This is a genomic window from Actinoplanes aureus (genome assembly GCF_015704865.1).
In the GTDB taxonomy this organism is placed as follows: Bacteria; Actinomycetota; Actinomycetes; order Mycobacteriales; family Micromonosporaceae; genus Actinoplanes; species Actinoplanes aureus.
In genome coordinates this window covers 1-8332 of record NZ_JADQTO010000067.1, presented here as the reverse complement: position 1 = coordinate 8332, position 8332 = coordinate 1, and the positions used below count along the sequence as shown (strand labels likewise).

Here is an 8332-nt window from a genome sequence, read left to right as displayed (position 1 = left end):
GAAACTCCAAAAGAGACTCATGGCCGGCCGGGCGAAAATCCCGCTCCTACGCCAACGAGTCGTCCTCATCGCACACCTACGGCGACGCACCGCCGCAGCTCACTAACGATCTTCCGCTACGAAAATCATGCCAGAGCCACTGACGCGAGTACCCCGACAGGTATTCAAGTTGAGCTGCATGTGGCCGACAAGCAGGTACAACGGCTACCGGATCCCGCTGGCGGGTTCTTCGATGCCGCCGGAGACTTCGATCGGCTGGTCTCTCGGGAAATCCCGCACTTCGGCTGTTCGGTCAAATCGATCCGCATGGCGAGACCCGTTTCGGCGCAGGCCAGATGCAGCGACTCGTTGTTGAGGTGGAACTGCTGCTCGCACAAGCAACGGCTGGCGCAGAGCAACGTGGGCTAATGCGGCTTCGCACCATGGCCGAGCGCTGCGCCGAGGAGCACGGCGAACTGGTGTTCGTCGGCGACTGAGCGCGCTGTCCGTCGAGCACGCGACTCGCGGCAGATGCGGTCACCATGCCAGACGTCCGATTAATTCCGGCAGGAGTCGTCAGTTCAGAAGTCGGTGTGCCCAATAGACCTGGCCGTCGGGCCCCACACTGATCAGGGCGACCAGCATGTCTTCCACTGATACGGGTGCCGTGGCCACCCGGTGCTCGGGAGGTGTCTCGGGGCGTGCCTGGTGAAACACGGTTTGGAATGTCACTGGTGAGGCGTTCACCGATTCCACGAAGATCGCACTGCCCGAGGTCCAGTACGACCCATTGGTCTCCCGCGTGCCGACGCCCTGTAGCCACGGGTAGCGCTTCTGGGCGATGTCGAGAGTTCCGTCCAGCCCGGTGCTGACGTCGTTGGGCCTGGCCGAGGTCACGGCGATGAAGCCGGGCATGAGGTGACTGCGCTTATCCAGCAGAACGATCCGGAAGGAGTCGCCCTTCTGCGGGTTGGGCGGTGAAGACCAGCTGACGCGTCCGAGGAGAATCTGGTCGCCTTCGCCGGCGGTCGCCGCGTTGACCGGTTTGAGCGCGGCGTCGGCGGTTGCCGGGTCAACGAGCTGAAGTGTCGCCTGTGCGTTCAGGACGTCCGGCCCATAGGGTGGCCGGTTGTGCCACCACCGCCAGCCGGCCACGGCGCTGATTCCGGCGAGGGCGATGACCGCGCTCAGGATCAGAATCGACCGACGCTTCATACCGGCAGTAGATCACGTCTGGTCACATGGCCGCCGACGAGCCAACCACCGTCGCCGGTGCCCGGTCTCAGCACTAGCACACGTCGGCCGCAGTGGTTGGGCCGCGACGATCCGTAGCGCGCAACTTGCGGCAGATCCGTGCGGGTAAGCCGTCAGCGAAGTGGATGGGGGGCCTACCCTAGGCGCCGAACAGGGCTAGAAGCCAAGATCCGCCGCCTATCCTTTCCGTATGTCGACACGGCCGACGCCCACCGACCCCGAACGCGAGGTCGGCCTTGGCCGCATCGCGTTGTGGCTAAGTCCGGAAGACCTTCGGTGGTTAGCGTCGCGCTGTACCTGCACGGACGCCACTGACGAGAACGACCGAGAGACCTGCGGGCGTATCCGATTCCGCGCCAACGCGGCACTTCACAAGGCTGGCGCAGACCAGACCGGTTGAACAGCGCCTCCGGCGGGCAGAATCTCCGACCCGGCATCCGGGAGAAGCCTCCGGCCGGCCAGGGCTACCTGCCGTGAATCCGCACCGAGGCGCGCGGATCGCGGCAGATCCGGTCATCGGAGTGCCGATCCTGCGCAGAACGCCGGCTCAGGGTCGGGATTGCCAACGACTGCTGCTCCGGTCCGCCCGTCTCGCGCTATGAGCGTGCTGCGGCGGCTGCGGCTGGTGGATTCGATTACCGGGTGTGTTATACGTCAGTGGCGGCGGAATGCTCCATCGCAGTAACCGCGTGTTCGCTCTCGATCCCTCTGCCTGCTTCACCGTCGGCGTCGACTTCAGCTCGGGGATGCTCGCCCAGGCCCGCACCCGCCCACCCCGGCGCGCAGCCGATGCGGGCGAACGGCCCTGCTCACCGGGTCCACCAGGCGCTGCCGGCTGATCTGGGCCTGTTGGCTTCCGCGACCTCTACCCGAAATCGGGGTGGCGGGGGCCGCCCAGCTTGACGGAGATCGCGTCCACCAGCCTGCGGTAGGCGGTGCCGTCCGGCGGTAGCGGGTCCCCCTCGTTGGTTTCGAGGGCAGCCTCGTCCGCGAGGAAGGCCGATCCGGTCAGCTGCAGCAGCAGGCCGGTCCAACGCGGCCCGGTCAGCGTCATCCTGGCGCCGATCGGGCCGATGTCGGTGCCCGCGCGCAGCAGGCGCCGCTGGCGGCCGCACAGGGTGACCGTGTACTTGCGGTCGGGTCGCAGGCCCAGCTCGTTCAACGCCTCCAGGCTGACGTCACCCAGCTTGCGGTAGTCGACGGCGTCCGCGGACACGGTGAACTCGCACCAGGGTGACCAGCCCAGCTCGTCGTCGTCCGGGCTCCAGAAGACATCGCCGGCCTGCTCGTCGGCGTCGACTCGGGCCCGCCAGCGGTAGTTGCCGCCCGGCACCAGGTCACCCAGACCGAACTCGTGCACAGCGGATCCGGACGAGCTGATGGTCTCGCTGCCGTCGAGCGGCCCGTGTTCGTAGATGAGCGTCTCGCCTTCACCGGCTGTCGCCCGCGCGGTGGCCAGGGCCGTGCCGATCACCGGACGTCCGGGGCCGGTGATGCAACCGAATTGGTCTCCGGTGCTCACAGGCGTCGGTGCGGGCGGGACGGGGGCGGCCGGCATCCACAGCTTCGGATCCACGACGGTGCCGTCCGACCTCTTACACACCACCGCGATCGAGACGTGCTCCGTGCCGGAGTGCTCCTCGGCGATGTCCTGCATGCCTTGGCGGCATTGCGCGTACAGGGCTGCATCGTTGTCCGGTTCGGCGCCCGCAGGCGCCGAGCCTGCCGCGACAAGTACGCTCGCCAGCGCCGCCGCCAAGGCCGGCCAGCGCAACGCTGTACGTGTCCGCACCGCTACCCCCAACCCGTTCGACCGCTTCTCTCGCACCGGCTGCCGGCGCGGCACCTCACCGTTCGCGGCGGGGAAGTGTCGCATACGCAGCAGAGACGCCTCGGATTGCACCTCCCCACCGCGGCGGCATCCGCGACGTGAGGCGACGGCATTACGGCTTTCGGGCGTAACGTCGCCCGTCAAGCGTCGCCCTCGATACCACTCGCCCACTGACCGCCGTACACGACCCACGGCGCCTTGCGGGCCAGCCGACACCCCGAGCCAACGCGCTCATCTCGGCAAATCCGGCGCTCGGGTGACAAGACAGGCCGCTACCCAGCATGATGGTCGGATCCTGGCCGACGCACCTGCTCTGCGGCGTGTGAGTTAACGAAACCGTGCGGGACAGTCGATGCGTCGTCACGCTGTCGAGCCATGCAGCGGGGCCGGATGCGATGTGCGGGGCAGCACGCGCGAATCCGAGGAATAGTGGCCTATGAAGTGGGATCAGTCCTCGCGGGCGATGTCGATGCGCAGGGCGATTGGCAGGCCATCGACATCCACGTCCAAGTGGACGGGGAAGAAGCCGTCGCCGACTGAGGTCATCGCCATCAGGATGTCCGCGCCTGCGACCTGAATCACGCCGGCCTCCTGGTCGGAGGCCCTTACGAGACGCATCACCTGCCAGTAATGCGAGTGCGGTCGAAAGTCGAACGCGAATTTCGGCCCGCCGGGTTTGTTCCGCCGCGTCTCGATGGCCAGCCCGCGCTGGTACGCCTCCTCGACGGGCAGATCCACCCACCCGTACTCGACGCCGACGGAGTCGCCAAGCCGTGGCGCGCCGAACTCGTCAGCGACCTGCTCCTGATCGCGGCCCCAGAGGACCAGATCAGCCAGCCCATCCAGCGGCCTGAAGTGCTCCCACGAGCTCAGCGCGTCCGCGTCGGCGAAGACGAACCGCGCGTGGTCGACTCCCAGCTCCCCGAACACCCATGAATCGGCCACCGCCGCGTCACTGAACTCAATCCGCATGGACTGCGAGCCGTACGCACCGGGGACCGCGGTGACACGCAGCGCGCGATCAGCTGGCACCTCGATCGGCAGCACCGGAACGCCCATGACGATGAATCCGGGTTCCCGGGCCGCGACCGCGTGCCGGACCCGTTCACGGTGCGGGACCTGCTGCTCGAACTCACGCAGGCGCGCATCGTGCTCCTGCTCGCGGCAGTGTTTGTCGAACGTAGCGGTGAACTCGGCGACGGCGTGGGCGGGTATGTCGTACAGCCGGGTTCCGGTCTGCCGGTCAAAGGATTCCGCCGCGGCCTCGGCGTCCGGACCCACGATCGCAAAGTCGGTTGCCGGGCGCTCCTCGTTGTCCGGCGCCTGGTCGCCGGACCACAGTTCGAGGTAACCACCGTCCATGACCACCAACTGACCGGACGGGCACGTCACCTCACCGAGCACCACCTCGACTGTCATGATCATGAAGTGTAGGGTCCGACAACGTCGTTCAGGTACGCACGGCGATCGTCTCGCTGGGAAGTGCGGTCGCGGTACTGGACCTACACAAACGTGCGAACGCTCGGTCGGCGGCAGATCCGGATGCGTGCCGGGTCCAGAGGGTGTCATTCTGCTCCGATGAACGACCACGAGGCTCGCCATGATGTCTTGCGCCTGTTTCCTGAAGCTCGACGGCCGCCGGGGAAGCTGTTTCTCGGTGAGCGCTTGGGCGGCGCTTAAGGCGAACGAGAGATACCCAGATGGAGGAAAGTAGAACGCCTATCGGCCCTGCATTGGTCGGCCATGCTTTCCTTCTCCATGGGGCAAAAGACCGACTGATCTGTGGAACGAGGCCCACGAGTGCAAGGTGAGGCCGCAGACGGACGAGCAGAAATACGACACCAAGGTTGACCGTCACAACAACTACTGGGGTCGCGGTGCTGAGGACTGGGCCCGACGCTACTACTCCGTATGGGAAGTCTATGACGCACAAATGGGTGTGTAACCGCTGCTACGAGCTTCTGCGCGAAAATCACCTCGACGGCTCCAGTCCGGAGGGTTGATCATTTCATGAAGCGCTTGGCATGCGTCGGCGCTACGCTGATGCTGCATGCTGGCGTGCTGGCAGCCTGCGGGGCCTCGTCTGGCTTGGACTGTGGGGAACAGAGGTCATTGGCAGTTCGACTGGCCGACGACCCTTCGCTCAGCGCCGTCGAGTCCAGTGAAGCAGTCGGCGCTTACACGTCCTACGAGAGCTATCCCTGCCTGGAGAACAGCGGAGGTTCGATGGTGATCGCCGAACGTGAGTACGACCTCAAGCAGCCACTGTCATACGATGGCCTGCTAGAGCTCGGCGGTAAGGCCGCCAGCGTCGGGCAATGGAACGCCTTTGCCGAAATACGCCCGGAGGAGGCCGGCGGACTCGGCGACGGACTCGTTTGTTACCGCAACGTCACCGGCAACGTTCACCGCTACTTGATCTTGCGCACTGGCGATGCGACCGCAGCCACAGCCACAGCCAACAATCCCCTCGGCGCCAGGGAGTACGACTCCTTCTCGATCGCGGTCGGGCAATCGAATCGCCAGGTTGATATATGCCCTAAGTAGGTAATGAATGGCGAAAATTAGCTGAGTTGAGGCCGGGGCCATCGAATGGTTCCGGCCTCCCGCGCATTAGCCTCGGCGCTTCGTTAACGATTATGCGTCGCACTCTCATCGGCAAAGTCGTGCACCGAGAAGATGCAAGAGCGGTACGGAGTGTGACGTCGCGCCGGAATGCCAGCGTGCGTCGCGGCAGACTCGTGCACTCTTGGAGTGTGCCCTCCGGTCCGGCTCCCGTGACCCAGCTGTTATCCCGGCTTCTGTAGGTGACGCTTCGGCATGCTGGGAACAGCCGGAGTACGAGGGCTGAGGCTGACGTAGTCAGCGCAGGAGTGCCCAGGTCCGAGCGAAGTCCTGCTTGGCGAGGTCACTGTCGCGGATCCAGAACTCGATGTGCCCCATGTCGCCGATCCATCCGTCGAGGGGACCGACACCGGGGATGTCAGCGAGAAGCAGGTAGTCGTCGCGGTCGCTCAGCGGCAGAACGTCGGCGAGGCGCTGGTTGGCAATCAGTCGTTCCTCGGCGCTGTGACCGAACAACAGGGGGACAGCGTCGGGAGGCTCTTCCAGTTCGTCGATGCCCCATGACGACGTCACCGTTTCGAGGACCCGCTCGTTGGCGGCCTGCAGGAGGTCGAAGGTCTGATCGTCGAGGTCCAGATCGAGTGGAGAGGGGAATGTCCACGTCTGTTCCACCCTCGCCGTGCACCGGTCATGGAAGGCGTCGTCGGTCAGGTCGTTAGGTCGGCGCAGCATCGCCGTCTCGGGAAAGATGCTGTGGTGGACCAGCCAACCACCGTTCTGGCCGTCGACCGGCTCGTCGCCGATAGTTTCGAGGTCGTGGAAGAACTGAAGGACTCCCTCGGTGGGCATTGCCGGATGCCGCTTCGATAGCGGCGGATGATCGCCCAGTTCCACCTGGAGCAGATGCGCCAACGGGATCCCGTCGGCGCGCCGCGGCCACTCGGCAAGGCCGGCAGCTGGCTCACCGCAGAACCAGGTCAGTCCGTCGACGAACGCATCCGGCACCACCGTCAGCGCCGGCTCAGGATGCAGCTCCAGGTCACCCAAGCCGACGAGAGGGTTGTTCAGCCAGCGCTTGAGATCGGTAGCAGAGTCCGGACGAGGGACGAACGGCCGAGCTACCTGCCGAGCGCGCAACCGGACGGACCGATCCTGGTCCTGCTCCGCGACCCGCTGCAACGCCCGTACCTGCTCCGGGTCGTGGACAGCTACCTCAGCCAGCCGATTCAGTTGGTCGACGAGCCTGTTCCACTGGCGAACACCTGGGTGTCCCTGCTGTTCCCATCGCGACAACGTCCGCCACCCGTCGACGAGGCCGGAAACATGGTCAGCGGGCTCGTGCGCCATGTGAACCATCCTGCCGTCACAGACCGCACGATGGGCGGCATTCCGCCACGAACATGTACGGCTGAGGCAGCCATGGCCAGTCCGACCAAGCCTGCCTGTGCTCCGAGCCCCGGCAGCGAATCGCGCACGCGGAGCATGATCAAATGCACGCTTCTCGGCTAGTTCAGCACGCCGACCGGCAGAGGGTGTCGACCACCGAGCGTGACTGCACGTCGTCTCCAGGCGCGTACGGATGGCGGCAGAGGCGCGTGTCCGTGTCCGATCTGATCCGCCCTGTGTCTCGCGGGCTGCAGATCCGGACTCGTGCCTCGGTGCGGCCCGGGGTCCGCTGATGGCCTTAGGTAGCGTCTGCCGCCATGATTTCTTCCATTGGCCGTACTCGCGCCGTCGTTGTCACCGGTGTGGCTCGGTGGTGGGTGGCCGCGGGGCGATTTCTGCTGTTCGCGCTGGCGGCCGCGTCCGCGGTGGTATGGGCGCTCGGCGTGACCGTGCTCCAGCCGCTGAGCGAGCCGACCGGCCCGGAAGCGTTCGGTGAGAACAACACGTATTGGGCCCGTGAGCTGCGCTGGGGTGCGCTGATCGCCCTCGTTCTGGTGCTTGTCGTGCTGGCACGTGGCAGCCGCTGGACCACCTACGGTGCGGTAGCGGGAGGTGGCGCCTGGCTGGCGGTCGACGTCGGCCTCGACCGGATCGACAAGACCTCCGGCACGGCGGAACTCGCGATGGCCGCCGGGGTGGCCGCACTGCTGCTCTGTTGCGTCATCGTGGTGGCCGTCCCGGCCGCCCCTCGTCCACGTGCGCTACTCGCTGTGGCTACCGTGGCTGCCGTCGCGTCGGGGGTGGCGACGGCCACCGAGTCGCCCACCGACGTCGAACCTGCACTGACCACGGGCAGCGCCGCAGTCGGCTCCCTGCTGGCGCTGGTCGCCGTCGCTGCTGCGGTACACGCGGCCGGCCCGCTCAGCCGGCCACCCACCCGCAGGACGGTTCAGGTCAGCGCCATCGCCGGGGCCACGCCGTGGCTCCTGCGCTACGTCTCCCCGCAGCCGAGCGGAGGCCGGTACCTTGCGATCTTCGCATTCACCGTGCTGCTGATTGTCAGCGTGGTCGCGCTCGCCGGACCCCGCGCTGAATCTCGGCGACACCGGTACGGCCACCCCGTGGTGGCCGCCATCGTCGCTGTCACGCTGCCGGCGATGTACCTACCGCTCGCGCTGCTCGCCATCGTCTTGCAGATCGGCGAACCGTTCACCGAGCTAGCCGCCAACACGCCGATCAACACCGCGGACGAGGACGTCGTATTGATCGCCCTTACCATCCCGATCGGGCTGGTCCTCGCCCGTATCCTGCGGGATT

At 66.2% G+C, this 8332-nt stretch carries 7 protein-coding genes; 3 read left to right on the top strand and 4 right to left on the bottom strand.

Annotated elements, in window-relative coordinates:
• The first annotated feature begins 335 nt into the window (after positions 1-335).
• Entirely contained in the window at positions 336-476 is a 141-nt protein-coding gene (locus I4J89_RS48720; protein ID WP_196421044.1) for a hypothetical protein, read from the top strand.
• A 79-nt stretch (positions 477-555) separates the two neighbouring features.
• On the opposite strand, the gene I4J89_RS48715 is transcribed toward I4J89_RS48720, so the two are convergent.
• From I4J89_RS48715 to I4J89_RS48705, 3 genes are all read right to left on the bottom strand, one after another.
• A complete protein-coding gene (locus tag I4J89_RS48715; RefSeq protein WP_196421043.1) occupies positions 556-1134 on the bottom strand; it encodes a hypothetical protein in 579 nt (192 codons plus the stop codon).
• A gap of 964 nt (positions 1135-2098) precedes the next feature.
• On the bottom strand, positions 2099-3025 hold the full coding sequence (locus tag I4J89_RS48710; protein WP_196421042.1) for a hypothetical protein: 927 nt from the start codon (positions 3023-3025) through the stop codon (positions 2099-2101).
• Positions 3026-3511: 486 nt separating this feature from the next.
• Positions 3512-4483 (bottom strand): hypothetical protein, encoded by a 972-nt coding sequence (locus tag I4J89_RS48705; protein ID WP_196421041.1) that lies wholly within the window; start codon positions 4481-4483, stop codon positions 3512-3514.
• A 591-nt stretch (positions 4484-5074) separates the two neighbouring features.
• Between I4J89_RS48705 and I4J89_RS48700 the strand changes: the two genes are divergently transcribed.
• A complete protein-coding gene (locus tag I4J89_RS48700; protein ID WP_196421040.1) occupies positions 5075-5611 on the top strand; it encodes a hypothetical protein in 537 nt (178 codons plus the stop codon).
• Positions 5612-5926: 315 nt separating this feature from the next.
• Here I4J89_RS48700 and I4J89_RS48695 read toward each other — a convergent pair whose 3' ends face one another.
• Complete coding sequence (locus tag I4J89_RS48695) at positions 5927-6976, bottom strand: DUF1963 domain-containing protein (RefSeq protein WP_196421039.1); 1050 nt, start codon at positions 6974-6976, stop codon at positions 5927-5929.
• A gap of 356 nt (positions 6977-7332) precedes the next feature.
• On the opposite strand from I4J89_RS48695, the gene I4J89_RS48690 reads away from it, so the two are divergent.
• Positions 7333-8332, top strand: a 1000-nt coding sequence (locus I4J89_RS48690; protein WP_196421038.1) for a hypothetical protein, incomplete at its 3' end; no start/stop codon positions are given.